Origin of the sequence: Rhodopirellula sp. MGV, assembly GCF_002251265.1 — a bacterium.
Lineage (GTDB): Bacteria > Planctomycetota > Planctomycetia > Pirellulales > Pirellulaceae > Stieleria > Stieleria baltica_A.
In genome coordinates, this window is sequence record NZ_NPDI01000029.1 from 55,304 (window position 1) to 80,418 (window position 25,115).

The following is a 25,115-nucleotide window of genomic DNA, read 5'->3' on the forward strand; positions in this document are numbered from 1 at the left end:
ACTCGATCGACTTCTCTATCGATCCGGTCAGTGGACTTTCGGAGCGACTCGTGACAGGCGATAGCGAAGGTAACTTGCGAGTCTGGCAATTCAGTGATGGCCGCTGGACGGAAAACATCGGTGCGGCACAAGGTCTGTCCGGTAAGCACAGTCATGCGATTGTCGCGGCACGCTTCAATCCTCGTGATCCAGACGAATTCATCTCGCTCGACCAACGTGGCCAGTGGCGGCGCTGGCAATTGTCGCCACAGAACGTCTGGGAATCGGTTCAATCGGAGCGATGTGAACTCGCAGGTGAAGACTGCTATTCAGCAACCTATTCACCGATTGGGCGGCGTGTGTTGTTCGGCGGCAGTGCCAGCGGCGAATGCTGGCATCGGATGGATGACGGGGCCTTCGCTCGCTTTGAGCAAGTCTGGGAACCAGGCCCCATTCGGGAGGCGATTGTCAGTGCGGATGGTGTTTGGTGGGTCACTTCGGACGGCGACCGAAACGTCGCGTTCTGGGATGCAAATTTGCAGCGACTTGCCAAACTGAATGAAGACGATGCACTCGCTGTGCGTTCAATGGATGTTTCGGATGACCGCCGGCGTTTGGTGACCGGACAGGGCAAACGGATTGTTGTGTGGGATACCAGTCGCGTAGCGCGCACGGCAGACGAGTCGAGCAACGATCATTCAGAACACAATTTAATTTCCGAGCTTTTGACGCTCGAAGAGCACCGAGCGGTGGTCGCTGTCAATCTTTCAGCGAATGATCGCGATTTGTTGTCAGCGGGTACCGAAGGACGGACGGTCATTTGGAAAGGACGTGAGATCGCACCTGTCGCAATCACACCTTCGTCGCCACAGTTATTCTGTCGAATTGGCGGACCTGCGGTATTGATTGACGATGGATTTGTCGTCAGCGATCCAAGTCAACTTGTCGATTTCGAAGGTACTGAATTCGTTGTTGATTCCAATCAATCGCCTGCTGCGAATGCGATGGAGGAACTCATTGAATTCCGCACTAGCGATGCGTCCGTGATTCGATGGAACCGCGAGACGGGAGATTTACTTTACCAAGCGCACGAGAACTTGGTACCGATCGTCTTCGGCAAGAATGAGTCGATCCCGGATTCCACGGGAACGCTAATTCGAGTTCGGCTCAACAAGGCTGCGGACGTCACCTCGGTGCAGGCTCTGCTGCGTTCTTTAACGTATCGTGCGGACATTCAACGAAGCGAATCGCCTGAAGCTTCTGAAACGAATGCTGATGGCCTTTCGTCAGCTGGATCGGGTGCCCGCAAACTTCAACTCCGAATCGAGGGATTGAAATACCGAGACGCCGATCGCGGCCAATTGGACGGCCAGGACAACAAGAAGCTAGGGGACGAATTGTTTCCCGATTCGATCGAAGCAACAATCGAAATCGATCTAAACCGCACGGAAACACCGGCCGTTCAAGGCGGCGATTTAGCGGTGGAAACGCGACGATCAAGCTACCGAGGCGGCTGAATCCGCAATGTTAAATCCGATTGCGAGCAACGATCGTGCTTGTGATTCCATTTGGTCTGGAGCACAACGCGAAAGGTGGATTTGGATCGCACCGGCAGCCATTTTCGCGCACAGTTGTGGATGTGGGGCAACCGGATCCAATTGGGCTGGAACCATGCTCCCTTCGCTCCATGCTGCCGAAGCGGCAACGTAGGCGCTGGGCGTGTCATAGTTCAGCTTTTCAGCCAATCCCATCGCGGCACGGCGGTTATCTTCGCTCGGATCATCCAACCATTGTTGTGTCGCAACTAACGCCTGCTGATCCTCGGGGGTACGAGTCTCCGATGGCTGCGAACTAATTGCTTGATGTGCCCATTGGACAGCTTGTCGTTTCGGTAAACAGTGAGCGAACACTTTGATGGCGTCGAAAAACAAGCCGGATTCAACAAGGCGGCTTGCGTACGATTTGGCGGATTCATCCGGCGCTATCAAGGCAGGAGCTTGTTCGTCAAGTTCCAACCCGGCGACGACCTCGGCCAAGGTGGGAAGTGTTTCGACTTCGACGGCTTCTTCAGGTTCCTGCTCGACCGGGATCACCGACGGACGTGCCGATTCGATGGAAACACTCATGCGGTTTTGGCCCGCAAGGATTTGATCGCCATTGGACAAGACCGATTGGGTGATCGGTTTGTCGTTGACCAGCGTTGGAGCGGACGGATCGTAGGACGTGATCGATGCAGACGAATCCTGGTACCAAATCTCGAAATGGATGTCAGCCATCTCAGCGGAAGGCAAACAAACATCCGCTGCATCGCTCGCACCAAATCGGGCACGCTCACCCAATTGAACCGGGATCTTGCGGCCGCGTGCCGGTCCAGAAACGACATGGACGATCAATTTCATGTGACGACGTTTAGGAAAGATTGTGTGAAGCGGTGATGGGCGTGCACGCACGTTGGCGGACGGGACAAAGCTAGTTCAGCTTTAATAAGCCGCCCTTGATTGTGGCGACTCCTTGGGCCTCGGCGTTCAGCATAGCGCCCTTGATTTCGACTTTGGTATCGGCCTGAATCGAGATTTCGACCGCTTTGATGGTGATCTTTTGCGTATCGATCTTGATGCTATTGGGACCGACTTTCAAAACGATCTCTTTCGCGGCCGTGATGGTCTGTTTGCCCGCCTTGATATCGAGCGTGTCATCGCCTTGCTTGATCGTGGTTGTACGATTGCCTTTGTCGATATTGACTTTGACATTGCCTTCTTTAACGGTTTCGGTCAAGTCATTGAGGACGGTGATCGTTTGGTTGCCTTCTTTGCAGCCCGATGAGCCGACTTCGACCGTCTGATTGTTGTAGATCTTGACGTCCTGGTTGCCGTCAGCTTTCTTGTCAAAGCCAACCGATAGAGAGTCGTTGTTTTCAACGACACGTTCGAAGTCACGCTCGGCGTGGAAATAGATCTGTTCCTTGTCCAGCTTGTCTTCGAACCGCAGTTCGTTGAAATTCTGGTTGTTGCCTTTCGACGTACTCTGGGTTTTGATTCCGCTCTGTGTGCTGTTGGCCGGCAAATCATAAGGCGGCATCTCGTCGGCGTTGTAAACACGTCCGGTGATAATTGGGCGGTCTGGATCGCCTTCCAAAAACTCGACGATGACTTCTTGGCCGATTCGCGGAATGTGAATCGAACCCCAACGTTTGCCTGCCCACGATTGTGCGACCCGAACCCAACAGGAGCTATTCTCGTCGCGTTTGTCTAGTCGATCCCAGTGAAAGTGAACTTTGACGCGGCCATAGGAGTCGGTCCAAATCTCTTCCCCGCTTTTACCAACTACGATCGCGGTTTGCGGACCACTGATGTAGGGCTCGGGAGTCCAGTTTGGCGACCGGTAGGGAGTCGCAGACTTGATCGTTTCGAAATCACATTGGTACACGAGCCCGCCATTTTCGTTTCCGGTTTCATACTCGCTATTGGTCAATTCGATGCGATTGTTAACGATCAGGTATTCGCAGTTTTGATCGTCCCGTTGATGGTTTTCGAGGCTGAAAAGCGCTCCGGTGCAAAGTCCCAGTGCATTGGTGGTGCCCCGGGCACGTTGGTAATTCGCTTGCTTGGCTTCGATTCGATACTGGGCAAATCGTTTGCCAGTTGCCGTCTGTTGGTATTCGCCCGGGTAGTCGTAAACTTCAAAGTCCGAATAGCTGTGGCTACGACTGACGGTCGATGTTGATTCCATCGCTGCCTTGGGGCGTTCAAAATCAAAGTCGGTATGCACGTAGCTACCTGACTGAACTTCGAGCGACACACCCCATTGATAGATGTGCTCGATTTCGCGGATCCGCTGTGGGTCTGGCGGATGGTAGCGGAGACTTTTGTAGTCAGTGTCCGCCGAGTGCGAAGAAGCACTGTCGCAAAGTTGCAGGACATGTTTGCTATCTTCATGAGTGAAGAAGTAATACATGCCTTCTTTTTCCATCAGTCGACTGACAAAGGCAAAGTCCGACTCGCGGTATTGGACACAATAATCGCGTTTATCGTAGGTGCTTGATAGCGAACGGGTAAAGTCCGTGAAGCCGTTCGCCTTGAAGACTTCTTGGATGATGTCGGGGGCTGTCTTTCCTTGAAAAATTTGGCAACTCGATGTCCGTGACAAAAACCACAGCCAAGGTACCAAGGTGGCTTCGTACTTGGCCAAGTGACCCTGTGTTCCCGCCCATGAGATCCGGTTGAACATTCCGTTGAAGAAACGCGTGGAACCGGAGGGCAACACGATCGAAACCGTCGCAGCCGATCCCAGCAACGTTTCCAAATCGACGTTGTGGTTTTCGGAAAGCAGTTCGAGCCGGATTTCGAAGGGGCGAGAGAGTTCTTCTTGGACGACCATCCGGTACAACAGCAACTCGTCTGCACCAAGTTTGGTCTTGATCTTGAAATCGCGGTTCTGCTGCAGGTCGCTCATGAATCTGTCGTCGCCCCAAGGCGACCCCCATCCCTGTCAATTCGGTTGCTGGTGCCCGTGTCCTATGCGAGAAACAATCCGGGCAGAACTTAACTGGACACCGCTTCGAACAATGGCTGCCAAGTCGGGGCGAATTGTACAGCAATTGTTCGACGTACCACCAGGGCTACCGGGGGCTGCCGGTGATCTTGTCGATCGCCCAACGGCAAGCTTCCGCGACGACCTCGTCTTCGGAATCGACATGACGGCGCAGCTCATCCAAAGCATCTGAATTGCCTTGATTGCCTAGCACGATGGCGGCGTTCCGCTGCATGCCTTGAAGCTTGGTTCTCCAGAACGGAGACTTTTTGAACTGCTCGCGAAACTCCGTTTCGTCCATTCGCAACAATTCCAACAAGTCGACTTGACGGAATGCATCCGATGCCTGGTTGGTTGGCCGATCGCGGGATGGCTTGCGGTTCCAAGGACAAACCTCTTGGCAGACATCGCATCCGAATACCCAATCGCCCATCTCGGGGCGAAGCGGCTCGGGGATGTGTCCACGATGCTCGATCGTCAAATAGCTGATGCATTTTCGCGCGTCCATGATCCCTGGACCGACAAACGCATCCGTCGGACAGCCATCCAGACAAGCGGTGCATGAACCGCAAAAAGACTTCTCGTTGGGAGCGTCATACGGCAAGACTTCGTCAACAAGTACGCAGGCCAAAAAGAAATAGCTGCCGTGGGTGCGGTGAAGCAGCAATGTGTTTTTTCCGCGCCAACCGAGGCCGGCGAGCTCGGCAAGTTCGCGTTCTAAAAGCGGTGCCGTGTCGACGCAACCGCGGAGGTTCGTTTTCGAGGAATATTCGGCGACCAGACGCTTGAGTGATTTCAGTTGGCGATGAATCGTATCGTGGTAATCAATTCCGGACCAAGCGTAGCGGGCGACCTGTCCATGGCCAGGCTCACACGGGGCACGCGGCGAAGCAGCGTACGGACTTGCCACGACAAGAATACTTTTCGCGCCAGCCATCACCCCACAAGGGTTTCTGTACGCTTCCAATCGATCGGGAAAATACTCCATCGACGCGTTGTAGCCGGAATCAATCCATTCGACTAAGCGATGGAAACCGCTGGAGTCCACGACCGGGCAAATCCCGACGAGCAGGAATCCGAACTCGTCGAGCCCTGAAAGAAACGGTTCCAGCCAATCGGGACCCGCCGGGGAATTGGATTCGTTCGCGACCGAGCCTTTCAATTCAATTCCCGTTTTTAAGTTCCGATGTGTCTATTCGCTTGTGTCTGGCGCTAGGAACGCCAGGAGATCCCGTAGTTCACCGATCGACATTGTTTGCTCCAAGCCGTTCGGCATGATCGATTGACGACTGAAGCTGTGGAATTCGATGTCTTCTAGTTTGACGTAAAAGGGTGTTCCATCGGAAGCCTGAAACGCGATGGAGCCGCCAACGCCAGGCGTGGGCATTTTTAAGCCGATTTTGACATCGCCATCGACCGTGACAATTTTCCAAGGCACATATAGCGGGCCAATTTCGCTACTCGGATAGAGAATCGATTTCAAGATTCGTTCTCGTGTTTGCCCCGCCAGGCTGGTCAGGTCTGGCCCAGTCATTGCACCGCGACCCTCATGCAGGTGGCATTTGATGCAAGTCGAACGTTGAAAAACACGAGCCCCTGCTTCGGCGTCGCCGCCTTTGCCGACCAACTGCAGCCAGGAATCGAGATCTTCGACGGGGGGACGTTTTTGGTTGGGGATTCCCGCGATGCTCGAAAGCACACGCTGTGCTTCTTCGCGAATCTCGTTGGGAATGGCGCGGTCGTCGTTCAGCTTGCTAAGGAACTTTTGATGGTCGCGTGCGACACTAGCAAGTCCCGACACAGCATCGGCCCGAACCGAGATGGGAAATTGCATGTCGGCGGCGATTGACTGAAGTGTCTGTACGGCCGAGGTTCGAACTGCTTGATGCTCCGCGTCGGCACTCACGCAGCGATCGATTAACAAGCGAATGATTTCACGTTGCAAGGTATCGCCGACGTTGGGGGCGAGCCATTCTGAAAGTTCCTGATTCGTCGGATGATCCGCTGCTGCCGGGATACCTTGAACCGCCAGGGCACGCAGGTCTGCCGCTCGCGCTGAGTTTTTTGCGAGAGTGTAAAGTAGCGTTTCTCGGGCCGGATCTCGGACGCCGCTTCGTGCCGTACCATTTTTTACATACGAAATCGTGGCGACAGTGACTTCGAAAAGTTGCGGCGATAGTTTGGGTAACGACAGGACGTTCTCGATTTTCGAGAGCAGTGCTGTTTCTTTGCGTTCTGCTGCCCAGCGTAGCGAAAACAACGTGCACGCTTGATCGTTTGAGCTCAGTCCCCACGTGATCAACGCTTGTCGCTGTGCTTCGGAAACGGAGCTTGGATTGCAAAGCTCACGCCAACGCCAAGCCATCAAGACGGCCAAGCTGGCTTGGGAACTGAATTCATTCAACGATACAGCGGCTGGCAATTCTTCGAGCAAGGAAAGCTTGGTGACGGCAGCTTGTGCAAGATACCGATCGGTGGTGGATGCCAGTTCCAGGAGTTCGTCGATTTTGTTTTGCGCGTCGGCAGCCACCGCAGATTTTTCGTCATCGGACAACGGCGGTTGGGCCGCTGTCACAGGTTGTCCGGCTGTCGGTTTTAATCTCCAAATCCGTCCCGTCTGGTGCACCGAATAGTCACGGCGCACCCAATCGGTGATGTAGACGGACTTGTCGGGTGCAACAGCGATCCCAACAGGTCGAAACAACGTATCGCCTTGCAGGATTGTTTCGGTTTGGCTAGTCAATGTCGCCCCGTCTGGGGTCAAGCGATAGGCTTCGATGCGATTGTCGCCCCAGCTTGCTACCCAAAGGCGATCGCCGATGGGAACGACTGCGCAGGGTGCTTCGCCGGTGCCGGCGGCTGGTGGCAGCGTCCCAGGCAGCTCCCCAAGCCACGATTGCAGTGGGTGCGTGCCGCCACGGCCGAATTGAAACTCGAATCCAAAGTCTCCGCCCGGGACAACATGCATCAAGCGGCAGGGTGGCATCGCGTCTGGATCGTTGCCAGCGCTCCACAAGCGATTTTCTGAATCAAAGCACATGCCGAAGGGATTCCAGAAGCCTGTCGCGACACGCTCAAGTTGTGAACCATCGGTACGTACGCGAAAGACGTTGCCTCCTTCACCACCGCCAACTTGCTTTGAACCGTCTGCGGCAACGAGTGTGTAGTCCTCGCCAAAGTTTTCACCCTGTCCAAAGTACACCCAGCCATCTGAATTGGCGGCCAAGCCACTCAGTCCATTGTGTGGATAGTTTGCTTGGGTATCTAACGTCGCCAGCGTAACGGTTTCGTCTGCTTTTCCGTCTCCATCGGTATCGCGAATTTTGATGATGTCGTCGCGATGGGAAACCGCGATCCAGCCATCGTCCAATACTGCGAGTCCCATCGTGAACTTGCCCTGATCGAAAAACACTTCTCGCCGGTCAAGCGTTCCGTCTTGGTTGCTGTCCGACAATCGCAAAATTCGGTCATGGTCAGGACCCGCGTAATTCTCAGGCGGAAAATGAGTGTGCGATTCAATCACCAGCAACGCCCCCTGGGAATCAAAGACGCACATTACCGGCGTCGCGATGTCAGGCTCTGCGAGCACCAGTTCAATTTCCCAGCCCAACTCGACAACCACCGGCGGTACCAAGCTGTCTTGCGATCGGACTTCATCAGGCATTGCGACGATGAACGCGGCGGCCAGCAGAAAACTCGAAAACCACTTTGTCTGACGGAGGTGGCAGTTCATTTTCAGGTGAGGAAGAAGAGGAGAGCGTTTCGGAATCGAACGTTGGTTTAGCAGTCAACAGAATCGCCCGCGGCGGCAAAGTGCACTGGGGCAAGAACGCTACTTTGCCAAGGTCGTCGGCGACGGAAGGATACCAGCAACCGGTTAGCGCTGGAGCGTGAACTCTGGCAGCATGACTTTCTCGCCGCCCTTGAGCGCCGACTCATGTGCACAAAGGCCGACGCAGGTCCAGTTGGCACTTGTCACCGCGTTTGGCCACGGATCGCGGTCTTCTAAAACAGCACTCACCATCTCATGGACCAAGTGGGGGTGTGAACCACCGTGTCCGCCGCCTTGAACAAAAGAGAGATGCTCGGAATCGTGAATTTCAGATGGCAAGGTGAACTTCTGAATTTCGGCCGGCAATCGACTGGCGAAGTCTGGAACCTCAATCTTTTCCGGGATCTCCGGTTCAGGCTTCTTTGCCGTGTGGATGACGTGCGGTTCGTTCTCGATTAACGTCCATTCGAAGCTTTTCTTGGTCCCATAGACGTCAAAGCTTTCGCGATATTGGCGGGCTACGTCGTAAAGGAAACGCCAGATATGCGCGACCACATCGCTGTCTTTTAACTTGATGTGGCAAGACTCAACGGCGAACCGGTTGCCGGACTTTTCGGCGATCGAATCACGGACGCGGCCTGAACCGAAACAACTGACGTACTCGGCAAGAGCATCCGTTAGTCCCAAGCAAGGACTGACAACGTGTGTGGCGTAGTGCATCGGGATCATTGCTTCCCAATAGTTTGGCCAGCCGTCCATGTCTTGCGGGTGTGAAGCGGCGAGGTGCTGGATCTCACCCAGTTCGCCTTTGTCAAACAGTTCTTTGGTGTAAAGAAATTCGCGGCTGTAAACGACCGTCTCAGCCATCATGTATTTCAAGCCCGTCGCATTGACTTTGTCGACAATCTGACGGCATTCATCGATAGTTGTCGCCATTGGCACGGTGCACATGACGTGTTTGCCCGCATCAAGTGCTTTCAGTGACATCCAGGCGTGATCAGGGATCGGGCTGTTGATGTGCACATAGTCAACGTCGGGATCCGCCAGTACGGCGTCATAGTCAGTGTAACGACGCTCAATTTGAAATTGATCTGCCGATCGATTCAGTTCGGCTTCATTCCGTCGGCAAAGGGCGATGACTTCTGAATTGGGGTGTGCTTGGTAGATCGGAATGAATTCGGCACCGAATCCCAACCCAATCATTGCGACGCGAACTGGCTTTGACATCTGCATCCTCTTTCGTCAGTACGTTTGGCAACTGCGATCGAAGCGGCAGATCAAAACACGCCACTGAACGAACGCACTGACGCTAAGATACGAGATTTTCACCTACGCGTGGGCTGGAGGTGGATCAACGACATGTTAATCGGCAAGCTGATCGCTAAGACGCAGATCCGGAACTTTTGGAAAGCAAGAAACGCTCGCGTATGTGGTCGATATTGACCGCACGAATCTCTTCCCACAATCCGGCCACCGAAGGTTCGATCTCTTCCCAAAAAGCGGCACGAACTTGGTGCTCGAGTAATTCGCTTCGGAGGCGGATTTTTTGAAAGCCGAGGGTACCGGAGCAGCCTTTTAGTTTGTGTGCTTCTCGGCCGAGTGCATCGAGGTCTTTGCTGGCGACAAAATCGTCCATGCGTTGCAAATAGCCTTCTAAAGAATCAACGAATTCGATGATCAATTCATCGAAAAGTTCGTTGTCTTGAACTCCAGATCCTGAATCCATGGTTGCTTCACCAGCGAGAGGGGGTATGTCACTCAATTATTAGCTCACGATGTGGTCGAGATGGGCACACTGGCGGAATCCCCTCATCACAGGAATTGTTAACCCGATCCCTGGTGGCGAATCGTTTTTTCCGGCTAGGAACAGTCTGCTCATCCTGTGGCTTCAGCGACCCGATAATCAGCTCATAGGAGGGGCGTTTGGCGGTGCAATCGATCCTCGCGATGCAAATGCTTGCAATCGCTATTTCGATTGACGTCTGACCCTCGAACTTGGTACCTGAAGGCTGTCGCCGAACTTGCGCAAAATCGCAAAGCGAATGAAGCTTCGCAGGCTCCTGCAATCGTGCCCGCTCACGTTACCCATTTTGATTCGAGATCGTTCCGATGAAACCTTGCCAACGGTTTGTCATAACAGCTGCTCTTTGCCTTGCTTCGGTGCCGACCGCGTTTGGTCAAGCGAAGCAACAACGTGGTGTCGCATTGGGTGGAATCGCTGGCGCTATTGCTGGCGGTATCATCGGTGATCACAACGATGAAGCTGGTGCTGGCGCAGCGATTGGCGGTGTGGTCGGTGCGGTGGCGGGCGGTATTCTTGGCAATGCGGCTGATAAAGAAGCGCAGATGCAGCGTCAGCAAGCGGCGTATTACCACGCCCAGCAGCAACAGGCCGCTGCGCAGCAGCAGGCGCTCACCATGCAGTCCGCGGTGACCTTGCAAGACGTCGTCAGCATGTCGCGTTCGGGTTTGAGTGACCAAGTTATCATCAACCAAGTGCGTCAACGCGGCTATGTCGGTCGCATCGCGGTTAGCGACATCATTGCGCTCCATCAACAAGGCGTCAGCGAGCATGTGATCACTTCACTGCAGTCGCTCGGCAATTCAGCCCCCGCGCCAACCGTTTCCGCTCCTGTGGTTGCACCTCCGCAACCAGTTGTGGTGGAACGTCACTATCACCAGCCATCGCCAGTGATCATTGAAGAGCACGTTTTGCGTTCCTATCCACGCCCGCACTACTACCATCACCGCAGCCGCGGCGGTTACCCGTTCTTTCACTAAGCAAACTGACAAGAAGAAGCGTTCGTAGCGGTCCGAGGGTAGGATGGCGCGACACGCAGCATCATCTTGAAGAACCGATTGGTTCGTCTGCGTCGCAGGGTACAAGCCAGCGTTTTCACTCCGGAGGAGTGCCCGTTGGTAGCTCGGGGCGGGTGCCCCGAGAATTCTTGATTGAATGATCTGGTTCGCCCCGGAGGGGCCGACGTCAGTATTCAGGCCGAACGAAGCAGGCAGCGGGACGTTGGGTCGGCTGCCGTCGATCAGTCACAGTCAAACGCGTCTAACGTCGGCCCCTCCGGGGCGTCTGTTTTGGTTAACGCCGTTTCTTGGGGCTGCCGCCCCAAGCTACCCATGTCGGCCCCTCCGGGGCGAAGACATCAATTTCGCAACCGCGCCGAAGAAGTGCAGTAGCAGTGCACGCTGGCAGCAACATTTATTACCTCGTTGCCAAGTCGCAAAATGGATGACGCAAACGACACGCCAGTCATCGGCGATTTGCCTTGCGTCCTTACTCCGGAGGAGTGTTCGTTGGTAGATCGGGGCGAAGAAATCTGCTGACTCCTCGTGGTTCTGGGAGCGGCATTCGGGTTCTCGTTACCGAGAATGCTTTTGGAGAGCGAGAATTGCCAGTTGGAGGTATCTCGACTAGGCTACCCGGCCTCGCCAGTCGCCCAAGGGGTGATTGTCTACTACACCCTCGCAATCTTTCGACATGCAACGCAGACCTGTCTTCGAGCGGCTAGTTGACAGGAATCTGTTGGCAAGCGATTTCTCTGCATCCTTTGACGCGATGGACGTTAACGGCGACGGGCGGGTGAGTCCCTCCGACGCGCTCCAAGTGATCAACTGGCTGGGACGGTACGGGCTGGAATCGCCCGCCGAATCGGTGGAATCTCGAAAGCGTGATGTCGATGGCAGTGGTTTCGTTGCGCCACGCGATGCGTTGATTGTTATCAACCAACTGGGGCGAGATGCGGTTTCTTCGTCGTTGCGTCTTGCGAACGATACGGCGCCCGGCGGAGCGACAAACTTTGACCGTTTGACGAACGATGTGACTTTACGTGGGCACATCGTTGCTCCAAGCCAGTTCGCCAGCGCCACGTTCTCACTTCGTGGCGTAGACAACCTCGGTAGCGAAAGCTCACTTGATCTCGCCGGCTACCTGGACGGCAAGTACTTCGAAGTGCCATCGAACCAAGTTTTGTCGTTGCTGCGTTCGTCGACGGGCAATGCGTCAGACTTATTCACCGTCGAGTTGGTCGCACACCATGACAATGCGTTTTCTGAAAATGCATTGGTCCTGGCAAAATTGAATTTTGTCTATGACATGCGCGGTCCCGAACTGATTCTGCCAGCATCTCTGACGGTCGACGATGACGACTTGCAATTCGTGATTCTAGAGCCGAGTGGCGTGACGACTGATAGTCTGTCGACGTTGATCATTAGGCAGCCTATTGAAGGGCATGCGGATGGTGGGCCAATTCGGGCGTTTCAAACAAGAACATCCGGAGAGTTGGTGCTCGTCGATTTGGCTCTCGCACAGTTTGAATTGAATGAAGACGAATCGTTAAGCGTGCAGATTGATGGGGTGCTTGAAGACAGAGCTGGCAATCGAACGACATTGCAGCTGAGACGATCGTTGCCACGGTCCGGCGAGGACGACGGTCCGAGCGAACCACCGGTACAGGTGGCTGACTTACGTCCTGACGTGGGGCAAGTCTTTGATGATTTAAGCCCAACGGTGCGCGCCGGGCAATTGATCACCGTCCAAATTCCACCAAGTCAGGCTCATGCTCCCTATTCGTTTGACGTCGTTGAGAAAGTTGATGGTAGAACGGTCACGGTGCAGCGAGAGCAACGCCAGCCGGTGCAATACGACATTCAGACTGGTGGATTGAAGTTATGGGTTCCCAATGATGCTGTTTCAGGTGATGTGAGAAACGGGCTGGGAGAAATACTCTTTCACGTCAATGTGATTCCTAGTCACGACTCGTTGCCAGTAACTGAAGCCGGGGTATGGGAGTTTGACCCATACTCTCAATCGTTGGGCGGAATGAATGTTGATGATGGTGAATTCCAGTTTCGGGTTTTCAATAGCGATGACTTTTCTGATCCGGCGTTCAACCAACAGCTGACTCGCGCAGACGTTGCCGAGTGGAACGTCCTTCGTGATGGTGCCAATGGGATACACGGATTTGCTACCGCACAATTGGCGGGACCCTACGGAGTCTCGGGGCCCATCGAAGTTCTTGAGGCTCGGCCGGAGTTCGAATCAGGGATCGACCATCTGGTTTTGACAAATGACGGGAACTCTTTTTGGCTTGCGTCCCGAGATGAGATTAGCCGAGTCGACTATTTGTCCGGCGAGGCGATCGTTGAGGTCGATTTAGAAAATCTGCTGCCGACGGGATCCAATGGAGTCGTGGCGGGCTTGCACATTGTCCCAATCGGCGCGTTTTACGATCGGGTTCAATACGTCGCGCCATCGCCGGACCCTGCGACTGAGGTCTTGGTGGTCCGAATCGCAGGCAACTCTGCCCAGTCTTGGTTGTTGCTCGATCTTGGCAGTGGCGAACTGATTGGAAGCGTGTCTGACGTGATCGATTCACTTGACGCAGATTTCTTGGCCGAGACGGTCTATCACCCAGTCCATAACACTTGGTTTCAGTTTTGGCGGGACGGAACGTACTGGCGAGAGATTTCGCTGAAAGACGGTCAGTTGGTCGCTCAAGGAGACCCTGCCGACAGCATCCCCGAGCAATTTATCAAGCCTGACGCTGACACTTCTAACCCGGGCTCCCCGCAAATGAAGGGGGGGATCTTCTGGGATCAAGAGGCCGAAACGGTCAGGCTGTTCGTCCGTCCGAAGTCGGCGACCGATTTGCGAGCCGCGTTGACGAACAGTTGTTCCGTCGAGAAAACGAATTCGTATGGAACGCCCCCCACGATGTTTGATTTTGATCCATCTGGAGGCGAATTCGTGCGCAGCGAAACCACGCTGAAGCATTATGGGGTATTTTCGCCAAGCCTCAGTCGTATGTCCTTGCAAGGTGACTGGCTGTTTCAGCAGTCGACACCATTCGGGTCCAGATACAACACCACAGAGGTGATTCAACGGGAGTGCGCGGCGCGAGTTCCTCAGCCGGCTGCGATTCCTGATGCCCCGGTCCTTCACGGAATTATAGCGGTCGCTGACGTTGATGAGATTTTCGATCCATCAATTCCGTCTGCCATTCCAGGTGATAGGATTGAGTTGATCGGTGAAAAATTTACGCCGGACACCACGGTCTTATTTCAAGTCGGCAGTAGAAAACTGATCAATAGCACATTCGACTTTCCTGCCGTTGGAGTTGAGGACGTTCAAGTCAGCGAAGTCTCCGATGATGGAACACGGGCGGTGGTTACAGTCCCCGCGGTTGCCACATCCGGAGAGGTTCGAATTGCCGGACAAATGCGGGGCGTTGAATTGCAGATCGCTCCCAAGATTGAAGTTCTAGGGGATCTAGTCGGAGACGTTGCGCTCGCCGAACGGATGCTGGACTCTTATGATGTTCTTGGTATCGATAGCGACGTAGACGAGCCATTTTCTCTTTTGATTGACAATCAGGTTTTCCTTGGTTGCGATTTGCCATTGGATGCGGCATGTCAGCCCAAGACTGATTCTCTCATGACGCCGGTCATTCATCACTCCATTGAAATTGTCACGCGTATCGGCCGCGATCGGATAGAAATTCCTACCGCTGATCAGAGCGAGCGTTCATGGCAGGTCAGTGGGATCGCGGCTTTCGAAGAAAACTTCGCGGCCGAATACGATTACTCCGGGCTCGGGGACAACACTGTTTTGGCTGGCAGCAATCTGTATGTCCAAGTTGCCGCGATCGACGGTATGTCGTCAGCACCGCTACCGGTCAGTCTCCCATTTATTTTGCGCGACGATTCAAATCCAAATCGCTCGTCGGACTTCGTCAGGGTTTGGGGAGGACTCAACGATAAAGGTTTGTACTTTTTAAGACTTCCGATCGACTTTCGCGGCGGAACGCTCGAAGTCGAAGCACCGCTGGGTGCCGAGGCCGTCGCGATCGACGAGCTTCGAAGGATTGAAGTTGCCCCGACCGTTATCGCCGCAAGTGGTGACTCCTCAGCCGCCGGATCAACCATTCTGCTCAGCGGCACCGCATTATCCGGTGCGGTATTCAGGATCGATGGCACGGTTGTCGTACCGCAGGCTACTCCGTCATTGGAAGAACCCGGGCTGGATGTTCTGGCGCTGGTTGTTCCAGAAGACGTCACCGAAGGTGTCTTGCAAATCACCAAGGACGATGTCACCGCGACATTGGATCAGCTTGTTCCCTGGTGGCCCGAGCAGGCGATGCCGGTCGCCAACGTCGGTCAGCCAACGTACGAATCCTTGCCCTCGGCAAACTATCTTCAACGAATTGAGTACGACATTGCGTGCGTGCCCGATGATTTATTCGACTGTGTCTCGGCGGAGGATCTGCCCTACTCGATTCCCGGTCGGGAGCTCTCGCCCGATGGATTGAGTCGCTCGCTTGGCCAGAGGACTGTCGGGCTGAAACCGAGCGGTGAGGTGTTGGTACAGGCTGAGTTTTCAGAGCGTAGTCCAGTGATGATGTTTGGCGATTGGTCGGGCCGGTCGCTTCATTTGCTACCCATCGTTCCTAACGTTGTGGTTCGTACCTACAGCGCGAGTCTTGACGGTGGCCCTCACGACTCGGAAGGATGGATCGAGATCGAAACGGACAGCCGCTTCAACGCCGAAGGTCTTGAGATTCAATGGGGCCGTCACCGTTGGTCGGCTTCGACGTCGGAGCAGTACTTCATTAGCATCCCGGGTGATCCGCCACTTGAAAGTCTGCTTCGCTTTGGTTCATCAGAGGACTCGTTGATCGCAAGATCATTTTATGGTTCCGAGGGGAATCCGAGGTTGGACCCTAGCATTTGGTTGGGAAGAGACAACCTCGCCCAAATCCCGTCCGGTCCGATTGAAGTGAGCAATGGCTGGGGGACGCAGACGGTTTATTTCCGTGTGTCAGAGGGCGAGATCGATCAAGCACTGTCGGGGTTAACGGCGACCAGCGGCACACCTGCAAACCCTGATTTGCCCAGTGTCAATGTTGGGCAGCAGCTTGTCGTACCGCAAGGAATTGTTGATAGCCAGGACGGAGTTTTCTTTTCGAAATTCAGCGACCCGCAATCAGATACTCCTGCGGAGCGGGCAAATTGGTCGGCCGCCGCTAAGCAAGTGGTTAGCCATAGTGAATTCGAAGACGATCAATATCACGTTCCTTACGATGCGGTGACCGGGATGACGCGTTGGGGCCTGTTTGGTAGCGAACGTGTGGTTCAAGTGATCCCCACAATCGAGGTCAGTATTCCGTCGAGCAACGCTAACAGGAATTCCTTCACCGTGTTTATGAACGGAGTTGATGAAGGTGCTCGTTTGCAGTTTGGAGACTTCTCGGTAGCGCTAACGGCTGACGAAATTCGCAATCGTAAGTTCGTCTTTTCGCACATGGATTCGCGACTTGCCGGAATCACTCCTGAAGACTTCTCCGGCGGTATTTCGATTGTCGATTCAGGGGGACGGAGCGAAGTGGTTCAAGTTCCGTCGGTGACCGTTTTATTGGTCAACGGCGTGGCGCCGGTGGTTACCGGCGGACCGATTCGCGTTCGGCCCGGCGACGAAATCCTGCTGCTTGGTTCCAACTTAAACGCTGGTAGCCTCGCTCAGGTGAGTCATCTCGGAAAAGTCTCTGCTGACTTGTCAACGATCGAGACGGTCACGGTAGCTGACGACGGACGGTCGGCGACGTTACGGGTCAGCGAATCGAGCGTGCCGCTTTCAGTATGGAATCTCCATTTCCTAAATGGACGAAATGGTCTGTATCAGGATGCGACCTGGAGTTTACCAGAGCATCGTCTACTGATCCTTCCGCTCGATTGATGCTGAGATCAGCAAATTTGTAACGACGCGATACCAATAAAAAATCCTCGCAGCTTGCCTTGACGCGCTGCGAGGATTTTTTGTGTCGGCGTGGTCGCTGGAAAGGCGATCACTCAGGCCAGTGCGCTAGGCAGCTGGCTTAGGTTGAGCCGGTTGGATCTTGCCGGCTTGAGGTGGCGCTCCTGGTGGCTGGCCGTTCGCTTTCGCTTCGGCAGCTCTTTCGTAAAAGTCTTGGTCAGGAGTGATGACCGAGCTGCCGCCATCGGAACAACCGACGACAGAAACAAGTGCTGCGAGCAGTAGGGCAATCTTGGTGGCGTTTTTCATTGAAATACCTTGAGTAGTAAGCAAAGCCGCCTCCGCACACATTGAGGATGTCTGCGAAGGCGGATTGGAGTTCAATCGATTGACATCGAATCCGACTAGAATTCCGAATCGATGACTTCGCTGGAAGCACGAGTTCCGAGTGCACCCCACAGACCGTAGGGGCTTGGCGATCCAGGAGCCAACCGGCCAGTCAACATGTACTGGTCGTTGTGCCATCCTGGGCTGTTGGAAGTTTGGTCGCCCGATTCGATCGAATCGGTAATGAACTTGACCGCACCATCGCCCATCACGACATGGCATCCGCCTGGGTGGTGGCTACTTGGTGGCATGTTGCCTGGTTGCAGCTTGAGCCACCAGCCGTTGCAAGTCGGGCTGTTTGGTGGTGCTTGGGTCAGCATGCCGGTGTCAACCGAGCCCATGTGAGCCCATGCACAACCGCGTCCCCAAGGTTCCGAGAACCATGGGCCACCGACGCCCATCAAGTTTGGTGGTGCAGTCCCGCCGTCATCTCCGTTCGACCAGAAACGTGGGCGTTCTGGGCTGCGGTATGCGTCACAACCTTTGGGGTTGTCGTAAGCAGTTGGGACGTCGTACGCAGTTTGGCCACGAACGTCACCGTCATTCAGCGAGGTGATGTGTTCACCCAAAGCGATGGTGTTGGACAGACCGTCTAGGACGTCGCGGAAGCGAGTTTTGACACGGATCTTGAAGAAACCGCGGCCGGTACCGGTACTTTGACGTGAGGTGTTGTTGTCGGGTTTGAATCCGTCACCCATGTCGCCGTATACCGCGAGCCAGTTGCCGGAGTCGCCAAGACAGGCTGAATAGTTGCTGCGTCCCATCGCAGGCAGACCTTGACCTGGGTCGCTGGGGCAGCGAAGGGTTGCAAGTTCGGTCATCCAAGGACGGTAGTGGTAACCGATAGCAGTTTCTTCTGGAGCAGGACCCATCGCTGGCCATGGCGGGTTGCGTGGGGTGTTCGTGTCCGGAATTTGGTAAGTCGAAGGATTGCTGATCTCGTCCCACAATCCTTGCTGTTCGATGTAGGGGGTCATGGCGACGAAGCAGCTGAGCATCATCAAAGAGCTTCGGCTGGACGACCAAGTTTGCATCCCGGCTGTGGGGTCTGCGGCACCGGTACCGTGCTTGGGAAGCTGTTTGAAGGCCGAGTGGTAGTTGTGCATCGCGAGACCGAGTTGCTTCATGTTGTTACTGCAACTCATGCGGCGGGCAGCTTCACGTGCCGCTTGGACGGCGGGCAATAGCAGACCGACGAGGATCCCGATGATGGCGATCACCACAAGCAATTCGACCAACGTGAATCCGGACTTACGCTTGCCGGACGTTCCTTTGTACATGGGCATTACTGAACTTCGAGTTTTCTAGAAGAATGTAAAAGACTGTGCGAGCGATCCAACCGAATCCGATTGGTCTTCGCGTTCTGGCTCGACCACTAACGCAATGCCCAGACCATTTTTGGTCCGCGATCTTGGTCCGCTATCTGTTGGCAGATGCCACAAAGTGGCAATGGGAAATAGAATCCCTTCAACAACTTTAAGAGTGCTTTTCGATTCCGCACTAAATTTGTCTATTTGTCCGTTTTTTCTGGACGTTCTGAAAGGCGTGAGGTAGGGCGATTAGGCCCCCTGCGCACCGGTTTTGCATCAGAAATCGTAAACAGAATCTAGATGCCTATTTCTTAGGCAAACGTTCTCATGTACTGCCCATGCTGTGTCAAACTATCCAATCGGGTGGATGGAGTTGAGGGTTTTGAACGACGCCAAGCGGCGTCCACCCGGACTGTTTGGCAGCGGATCGGCACGGCAAGGCGTTCAGCTAATCGATACCGCAATACGTATTTAACATGCGTGTACGCATTAAATCCGACGCAGCTTGATGCGGCCCCATGCAGATGCTTAGTTAGAAGTCGTTCTGCTAGCGGTTGAGCGAACTAGAAAGTCGCGAAGCGAGCGAACGGTGGCTTTCCGATGAGCTGATTGAAGCCGTCGATAGGCGGAGTGCCGACAGAATTTGAGCTGCTTGTCGTGCTTGTTGTTGGTTGTGGCGCCGTAATCGGCACGGGAAAGGGGGATTCTGCAACACTGGAGGGTGATGTTGCTGTACGATTGGCAGGTTGTTTTGGCGTTTTACATTCATTTATCGCTCAATCGAAGTTGGTCGCCATGTCTACGTCTAAGAACTCGCCTTCGGAAAGCCCTGTTTTCAATTCACCGAGTGACGATCCACAAATGGAAGCCGCCGCTCAAAAAGCCCGCCATAGTTTCCGGTTCTTTTGGCGCGAGATGTCGTGGGAGCGGCGACGGATCGTTCCGGCATTGGAGTTGGCCGCGGTGAAAGGGACGTTTAGCGATCCGCCCGAAATGAGAACGGAGCCTTCGGATGGGCCCGAGGTCGAGCACATGTGGCTGATCGATATCGATTTCGACGGACGCGAGGTCGAAGGCACGCTGATCAATTCGCCAATGGCACTGAAGTCTGTCAAAGAGGGCGACAGGGTGAAGATCCGTGGAAAACAGATTTTCGATTGGATGTACGTCGTTGGCGGCGAAGTGTATGGCGGGTTCACCGTCGACGTGCTGCGTTCGCGAATGAGCAAAGGTGAGCGGAAGGAGCATGACAACGCTTGGGGCTACGACTTTGGAGAAGTCGGTACGATCAACCTGGTACCACCGGACTACCTTGGAGACGCCGCATCGGCAAAGAAAGGTCTTTTCAGCTTTGGGAAAACCAAACCGACGCCGCAGGACTATGGAAAGGTCGCAGCGATGGAACACCCGATGTCCATCAATATGCGTTCGTCGTTGGCCGAATCGATCGACGAAAACCCTGAGATGATGCGACAGGCAGACGACCATGGCTACACCTTCTTGGAGCAGCTCGCCCTTGCGGGATCGCTCGATGGCGTCGAGGTCTGTTTGGAAAAAGGGTTTGATCCAAAGCACGAGGCACCCAACGGAATGACGGCGTACCGACTCGCCAAGAGTCTGGGCTGGAAGAAGGTCATGGAACGACTGGAGCAAGCCGGCGCGGCTTAGTGGTCGGTTGATTCTCCATTGTCGCTGTGCTCTCTGCCGAAAGTATCGTTCTTTGCCGCACCTGTCGCGGAGCGGACGCGGCGTGTCGGGGTTGGGGCCCGCGGCGTAGCGGCTCCGGCTGCTCGCTTTTTTCTCACCCCTGAAAAAAGCTGTTAAGGGGTCTGGGGCTTGGGCACGCAGGTGTGTGTGATCAGAAATCGAATCCACACCACCACGAGCCTAACGATGAAACTCCTGAACACTGGACTAGCGAAATATCTTGCTGTCGCATTGCTGATTATGACCGCGGGCAATGCGCCGGCGTCACGAATTCCCAGCGACATGCCGCAGAGCCGGCGGGTTGAAACCGATTTAGGGACTTTGCAATCGGACGCCGTCAAATTGGATCACGAGTTGGCGGAGCTTCAATCGACCGTCCGATCGGCTAAAAGCAGCGTCGGCGATGCGATTAACGCCGCACGGGCGATTCGTTCGATGGATGATCGTCTTAAGAAACTTGTTGATCAACTCAAGCCGTACCATTCGATTCCGAAAGTCCGCACGTTCGCTCGCACACTGTCGAAAAACTTGCAACGAATTCAAACCCAGTTGCATGCGCTGCGGAAGAAGTCGGACGAGTGCGAGAAGCAAGTGCTCAAGCCGCTGAAACGCAAGTTGTCTGACTTGGACCAAGGCATCACATCGTCGCGGATAAAAGTTCGCACCTATCGAGCAAACGTCCAATCGTGGCGGACAGAGCTGGTCGCCTTGGCGATGGAAAGCCGACGTATCCCAGGTGCGTCTAACTTGTTCGATCGATCAGTCGGTTCTGTGAGCGGTCCCATTCACAACGTCACTAGCAAGTTGCACGAAGCGAGCCGACGCTGTACCGCGATGGTCCACCGTGTCAATCAATTCGCGAGCATCATGAAGGCTTACGACCAATTCGAGCGATCGCTGAATGAATTTGAGAAGAAGCTGAAACCAGCGGAGACAACCGTTGGAAAACTGGACCGGACGTTGGGCAAGCAGTTGTCGATCAAGGTGCCATTTTCCAAGAAGACGCTACGGTTCAGCATCCGCGAGATTTTGGAGAAGCCGGGCGAGATCCTTGGTGTCGTCTTGAAACCGCTCGAATTGTTGGCGGACAAGGCCCTGCAACCGATCTTGAAGAAGATGAACCTGGAGATCAAACCTCCAGCTGGACTAGAGGAACTGAGCCGTCAGCTCGACCGAGCGAATTCGTTGCAGCGGGCAATTGATCAATCGGTTCAAACGGCTGCCGATTCCTTGGCATCGGAGTGGAATCGACTTGGCAGTCGCTGGCCGGAATTGCGACGTCAGCTCAGCACGCTTAAGTCGCACCAGAATCGCCGTATCGCAAACGAGGCTCCTCGATCGCCTTCGCGGCAGACACGTCCAGAATCGCGAAAGCTGCCAGCAATGTTTGTCCAGATTCAGTAGGCATCGAATACAACGTGCTACTGAGTACCGAGCGGAGTTGAAGATGGCGAGGTGAGTTCGCCATCCGTTCGTTGGACGCCAGTGTTGTTGGCGAGAGGATTCGGTCGCAGGAAGGAGCGACAGCGAAACTAACCGGGGAAGCGTTCGCGAGGGTCGGTCAAGCCATCGGCCAAACGGCGGAGGGCTTCGGTTTCGATTTGGCGAACACGTTCACGGGTCAAACCAAGTTCGGCGCCGATTTCTTTCAGCGTCTTTGGCTCGGCACCGTCAAGTCCGAAACGAAGTTTGAGCACCATCGCCTCGCGTTCTTCGAGGTCGTCAAGCAGTTCCATCGCGTGATGCAAGATGTCGTGGTCGAGCAACATCTCGTCGGGGCTTTTCAGACGCTCGTCCATCACCATTTCGCCGAGCGACCAACCGGATTCGCTTTGATCGCTTTGCGGGGTGCTGTTGCTAATTCGAATCGCTTTGCGAATGATCGGCAGTTTCTTTTTGGGCAGCCCCAGAACGCGCGCGACTTCTTCGTTGGTTGGTGTGCGTCCGAGTTCTTCGCTCAGCCGCGCCGTCGCACGTCGCCACTTGCTAAGCAGTTCGACCATGTAGGCCGGAATACGGATCGTTTTGGCGCTGTTGATTAACGCGCGTTTGATGGACTGTTTAATCCAGTAACTGGCGTAGGTGCTGAAGCGGGTTCCGACGGTCGGGTCAAACCCTTCGACAGCGCGAAGCAAACCAAGATTGCCTTCCTCAATCAAGTCTTGCAGGCTAAGGCCTTTGCCGGTGTAGCCGCGTGAGATATTCACGACCAAACGCAAGTTCGCACGAACCATCCGATCGCGGGCTTCGACGTCGCCTTGTTCGATACGCGACGCGAGGTCCAGTTCTTCCTGAGCGGTCAGCAGCGCGGTTTCGTTGATCTCACGGAGGTACGTTTCCAACGGAGACTGTGCCGCATCAGTCCTGCGAGTGGTCGATTTGCGGACCATTTTGACGTCAGCTAAATCAGGATCGACCTGTGGAGCAGCAAAATCGGACATGGAGATTCTTACAGTAATTGTTCGTTGTTTGGTGCCACAACCATCAGCGTTTCGAAAGGTTCGAGGGAAGAGATCGGAAGGGAAGGTGACCGATCTTCGAACGCAAACATCATCTCACTGATCGCCGTACGCAATCCATCGGGTGCAACCGCCAGCCGACTGAAGTATCCGTGAAATGTGTATGGGTTTGCTGCCCTTACCAATTATTCATGTGCTTCCGATTACACACAAAACGCGGCTGAAGCCGAGTCGCTGTGTCAGTCGCGTCTTGCCGGAGAGGCCAACTTCACGTTTACTGATCGACTCGCAAGAATATGGGTCGGTAATAGCCAGTACGTTGCATCGAGTTCAGACGAAATGTTGATCGATTCCCATCACCATCTTTGGCGTTATACCTCAGCGGATTACCCGTGGATTAGTGAGGCAATGCCCGCATTGAAGCAGGATTTTTGGTCGACAGAGCTGCGCGAATTGGCGGCGGCAAATGGCGTTGATGGGTTTGTAGCCGTGCAGGCCCGACAAACGCTCGATGAAACTCAAGACCTATTGGATCTTGCCGACGACTTGGACTTGGTTCACGGCGTGGTTGGATGGGTAGACTTTCAGTCGGCAGACATTGAATCGCAAATCGAACGCTTCTCGTCCCATTCAAAGCTGAGGGGTTTCCGTCACGTTGTTCAAGACGAGCCCGATGATCGATTCATCCTGAACAATGCATTTAACCGTGGTATTGATGCGCTCGAAGGCACCGGGTTAGTTTACGACGTGTTGGTCTATGCCCGGCAGCTTCCCGCGACAATCGAATTTGTCCGTTGTCATCCCAACATACCGATGGTGATCGATCATATCGCCAAGCCCACCATCGCGGGGCAAGTGTTCGATTCCCCGTGGCAGGAAAACATGAGTGCACTCGCCGCTTTTCCAAACGTCACGTGCAAATTCAGTGGCGTGGCGACCGAAGTGCGAGATCCCGAATGGAGCGAGGAACTGATTCGCCCGTACTGGGAAACCGTTCTTGAGCTGTTTACCCCAGCGCGATTGATGTTCGGAAGTGATTGGCCGGTTTGCTTGCTCCGAACGGATTACACGCGATGGCTTCACACGGCCCAATCATTGGCCGGTAAGTTGTCGAGCAGCGAACAACAACAACTGTTTTCTTCCACTGCCATCGAAACCTATCAACTGGAGCAACCCTGAACGTGCGAGCCATCCAAATCAGTGAAGTCCGAACGCTGAAACCGATTGAAATCGACGCACCCGAACAGCCAGGACCGGGCCAAGCACTGGTACGAACCCATCGGATGGGCGTTTGTGGGACCGATATCAGTTGTTATCTCGGCAAGTTCCCGTTCTTCGATTTCCCCCGAATTCCTGGACATGAGCTCGGTGTGGAAGTTCTCGCTGTCGGTGAAGGCGTGAGCAATGTTGCGGCAGGCGACGCATGCAGTGTCGAGCCCTACATGAACTGTGGAACCTGTTATCCCTGCCGGCGTGGCGCGACGAACTGTTGCCAGAATCTGAAAGTTATCGGGGTGATGTGCGACGGAGGCCTGTGCGAATCGTTTCTAGTGCGTGCAGACAAACTGCATCCAGCAAAACAACTTTCGTATGACCAGCTTGCACTTGTCGAAACGCTGGCGATCGGTTGCCATGCGAATGATCGGGCGAATCCACGTCCGGCTGACCACGCGCTAATCATCGGGATGGGGCCGATCGGGTTGGCTACGCTCGAGTTTGCAAAATTTACCGGAGCCAAGGTCAGCGTCATGGATATGAATCCAGAGCGACTGGATTTTGTACGCCGCAACTACGGTATCGAAAACACGATTCAGTTTGTTGGTGATGGCAGCGAAGAGAACCGGATGCGTCAATTGACCGATAGTGATTTTTACCAAACGATCGTGGATGCGACGGGGAACCGCCATTCGATGGGGCACGCACTGTCGTATTTGGCACCGACCGGAACGCTGGTTTACGTTGGCATCACAACGGACGAGATCAGCTTCCGGCATCCAGCGATGCACAAACCCGAAGCTTCGATCTTGTCTTCACGGAATGCGTTGCCCAGTGATTTCACGCGGATTATCGGTCTGATCGAACAGGGACTTATCAATACCGACCCTTGGATCACACATCGCAGCGACATGGATTCGATTTTGACTGACTTTGATTCGTACACCAAACCAGAAACGGGTGTGATCAAAGCAGTGATCACGGTGTAACAA

16 protein-coding genes are annotated in these 25,115 nt (G+C 54.5%); 7 read left to right on the plus strand and 9 right to left on the minus strand.

Annotated elements, in window-relative coordinates; translation table 11 throughout:
• Positions 1-50: 50 nt before the first annotated feature.
• Positions 51-1,496 (plus strand): WD40 repeat domain-containing protein, encoded by a 1,446-nt coding sequence (locus tag CGZ80_RS27585; RefSeq protein WP_143543847.1) that lies wholly within the window; start codon positions 51-53, stop codon positions 1,494-1,496.
• Here CGZ80_RS27585 and CGZ80_RS10440 read toward each other — a convergent pair.
• The 6 genes from CGZ80_RS10440 to CGZ80_RS10465 all read right to left on the minus strand — a co-directional run bounded on the left by CGZ80_RS10440 (position 1,476) and on the right by CGZ80_RS10465 (position 10,007).
• Positions 1,476-2,378: an FHA domain-containing protein gene (locus tag CGZ80_RS10440; protein WP_094414077.1), complete on the minus strand. Its 903-nt coding sequence runs from the start codon at positions 2,376-2,378 to the stop codon at positions 1,476-1,478. The two genes, CGZ80_RS27585 and CGZ80_RS10440, sit on opposite strands and share 21 nt — an antisense overlap.
• 70 nt (positions 2,379-2,448) lie before the next feature.
• On the minus strand, positions 2,449-4,431 hold the full coding sequence (locus CGZ80_RS10445) for a type VI secretion system Vgr family protein (RefSeq protein WP_094414079.1): 1,983 nt from the start codon (positions 4,429-4,431) through the stop codon (positions 2,449-2,451).
• Between the two features lie 166 nt (positions 4,432-4,597).
• Positions 4,598-5,671, minus strand: a complete 1,074-nt coding sequence (gene queG, locus CGZ80_RS10450; protein ID WP_233148351.1) for a tRNA epoxyqueuosine(34) reductase QueG — start codon at positions 5,669-5,671, stop codon at positions 4,598-4,600.
• 30 nt (positions 5,672-5,701) lie between these two features.
• On the minus strand, positions 5,702-8,242 hold the full coding sequence (locus CGZ80_RS10455) for a PVC-type heme-binding CxxCH protein (protein WP_094414081.1): 2,541 nt from the start codon (positions 8,240-8,242) through the stop codon (positions 5,702-5,704).
• Positions 8,243-8,386: 144 nt separating this feature from the next.
• Complete coding sequence (locus CGZ80_RS10460; protein WP_094414147.1) at positions 8,387-9,508, minus strand: Gfo/Idh/MocA family protein; 1,122 nt, start codon at positions 9,506-9,508, stop codon at positions 8,387-8,389.
• A gap of 154 nt (positions 9,509-9,662) precedes the next feature.
• Complete coding sequence (locus tag CGZ80_RS10465; RefSeq protein WP_094414083.1) at positions 9,663-10,007, minus strand: Hpt domain-containing protein; 345 nt, start codon at positions 10,005-10,007, stop codon at positions 9,663-9,665.
• A gap of 383 nt (positions 10,008-10,390) precedes the next feature.
• On the opposite strand from CGZ80_RS10465, the gene CGZ80_RS10470 reads away from it, so the two are divergent.
• Together CGZ80_RS10470 and CGZ80_RS10475 are read left to right on the plus strand one after the other, a co-directional pair.
• Positions 10,391-11,062, plus strand: a complete 672-nt coding sequence (locus CGZ80_RS10470; protein WP_094414085.1) for a glycine zipper domain-containing protein — start codon at positions 10,391-10,393, stop codon at positions 11,060-11,062.
• 712 nt (positions 11,063-11,774) lie between these two features.
• Complete coding sequence (locus CGZ80_RS10475; protein WP_143543848.1) at positions 11,775-17,027, plus strand: dockerin type I domain-containing protein; 5,253 nt, start codon at positions 11,775-11,777, stop codon at positions 17,025-17,027.
• A gap of 126 nt (positions 17,028-17,153) precedes the next feature.
• Here the strand turns inward: CGZ80_RS10475 and CGZ80_RS10480 are convergent, their stop codons facing one another.
• On the minus strand, positions 17,154-17,354 hold the full coding sequence (locus tag CGZ80_RS10480) for a hypothetical protein (RefSeq protein ID WP_143543849.1): 201 nt from the start codon (positions 17,352-17,354) through the stop codon (positions 17,154-17,156).
• 95 nt (positions 17,355-17,449) lie between these two features.
• On the minus strand, positions 17,450-18,718 hold the full coding sequence (locus tag CGZ80_RS10485; protein ID WP_233148352.1) for a DUF1559 domain-containing protein: 1,269 nt from the start codon (positions 18,716-18,718) through the stop codon (positions 17,450-17,452).
• Positions 18,719-19,537: 819 nt separating this feature from the next.
• Between CGZ80_RS10485 and CGZ80_RS10490 the strand changes: the two genes are divergently transcribed.
• Positions 19,538-20,410, plus strand: coding sequence for a DUF2314 domain-containing protein (locus CGZ80_RS10490; RefSeq protein WP_409994540.1), 873 nt, complete (start codon positions 19,538-19,540; stop codon positions 20,408-20,410).
• Positions 20,411-20,635: 225 nt separating this feature from the next.
• Positions 20,636-21,853: a hypothetical protein gene (locus CGZ80_RS10495; protein WP_094414092.1), complete on the plus strand. Its 1,218-nt coding sequence runs from the start codon at positions 20,636-20,638 to the stop codon at positions 21,851-21,853.
• A gap of 128 nt (positions 21,854-21,981) precedes the next feature.
• Here CGZ80_RS10495 and CGZ80_RS10500 read toward each other — a convergent pair whose 3' ends face one another.
• A complete protein-coding gene (locus tag CGZ80_RS10500; RefSeq protein WP_409994541.1) occupies positions 21,982-22,839 on the minus strand; it encodes an RNA polymerase sigma factor RpoD/SigA in 858 nt (285 codons plus the stop codon).
• 408 nt (positions 22,840-23,247) lie between these two features.
• On the opposite strand from CGZ80_RS10500, the gene CGZ80_RS10510 reads away from it, so the two are divergent.
• Positions 23,248-24,087, plus strand: coding sequence for an amidohydrolase family protein (locus CGZ80_RS10510; RefSeq protein ID WP_094414098.1), 840 nt, complete (start codon positions 23,248-23,250; stop codon positions 24,085-24,087).
• 2 nt (positions 24,088-24,089) lie between these two features.
• Positions 24,090-25,112 (plus strand): zinc-binding alcohol dehydrogenase family protein, encoded by a 1,023-nt coding sequence (locus CGZ80_RS10515; protein WP_094414099.1) that lies wholly within the window; start codon positions 24,090-24,092, stop codon positions 25,110-25,112.
• Positions 25,113-25,115 lie beyond the last annotated feature (3 nt).